Source organism: Neobacillus niacini, from assembly GCF_000759675.1.
Classification (GTDB): Bacteria; Bacillota; Bacilli; order Bacillales; family Cytobacillaceae; genus Neobacillus; species Neobacillus niacini_A.
In genome coordinates this window covers 1-1,387 of sequence record NZ_BAWM01000104.1, presented here as the reverse complement: position 1 = coordinate 1,387, position 1,387 = coordinate 1, and the positions used below count along the sequence as shown (strand labels likewise).

The window sequence follows — 1,387 nt, the reverse complement described above, 5'->3', positions numbered from 1 at the left end:
AATCATCCGCAAACCTTGTAATACGGTGACCTCTTTCTGTCATCTTTTCGTCAAGTGGATGCAGGTAGATGTTAGCCAAAAGAGGGCTGATTACTCCGCCCTGTGGACTCCCCTTTTCATTTTCATAGAAAATACCATTTTCAAGGATTCCCGACTTTAAGAACTGTACAATTAGTGCCAAAACACTACCATCCACAATTTCCTCTTTGATTAATTCAAGGAGTTTATCATGGGGGATAGAGTCGAAGTACGTCTTAATATCGGCGTCTATTACATAGGTATAACCATCTCTTAAATCCTGTCGGATTTTATCTATCGCCATATGTGCACTACGGTTCGGACGAAATCCAAAACTACAATCTAAGAATTTCTGTTCAAAGATAGGTTCAAGTATTCTTTTAGTTGCGGCTTGAACGATTCGGTCTACTACTGTTGGAATTCCTAAAGGACGTTTTGAACCATCAGCTTTTGGAATGAAAACTCTTCTGACTGGCTTCGCACGATATGTTTTCGTACGCAAAGATTCTTGGAGCACTCTTAAGTTGTGTTCCAATTCTATTTCATAATCTTTAATCGTTACTTTATCCACACCGTGTGCCCCACGATTTCTCTTCACGTCATAAAAAGCTTGTTCCAAGTTTTGATAATCCCATAATTTATCAATTAGGCTGTACCACTTGCGTTTCTTTTTGGAATTCTCCACTGCACGTAAGCTTCGTTTTCCTATTGATTCATACATGTATTCGTTTCCTTTCCTAACACACTATCAGCTAAATAGTTGATTCAATGGCTGATTAGCATTAGTACTACGCCCTAAACAACCTACTTTCTTTCGGTCTCGATTCTTTGGCTATCTGCCTCATCGACTTCTGTTTAGTACATGACGAGTAAATAAGTTCGTGTTGCTTTTCTTTCCATGGACAGACGGGCTTCGCATCAGTTCACTGCCTTTTGGGTCAATGTCTGCCTTACCAACTACGTGGTAAGTCACTTGTCTTTGCGGCATTTCCGACAAGTTTATTCACTACTATCCCCTGCTCTGACTTCTCACCCTCCATAGTCAATTTCTTGTCCATCGCGGCTTTGAAAAAGATTTACCACCTACGGTGGAGAAGATGAGATCTCCTTGGGTCACGTTCATCGCCTTTCACTCGAAGCCAGTCCTCATAACTAATAAGATACAGAGTGGTATTGGACCTCCCCATTTTGTGCAGGGTTATCCCATCTTACTAGCCAACATAGTTGCAGCCACCTGTTCCGAGTTTTGCCTTCAGGTCCTCCGCACGAAATCTCACGATACTCGCACTACCTGTCAGCTATACATTTCCGCCACAACGGCATGTTAGGGACTTTCACCCATTAGAGCGAAGCGCTGCCAAGCGCACAC

At 42.3% G+C, this 1,387-nt stretch carries 1 protein-coding gene; it reads right to left on the bottom strand.

All coding sequences use genetic code 11. The features are described 5' to 3' along the window. On the bottom strand, positions 1-739 hold a 739-nt coding region (gene ltrA / locus TR08_RS24090), incomplete at its 3' end, for a group II intron reverse transcriptase/maturase (protein ID WP_045522570.1). Positions 740-1,387: the final 648 nt, after the last annotated feature.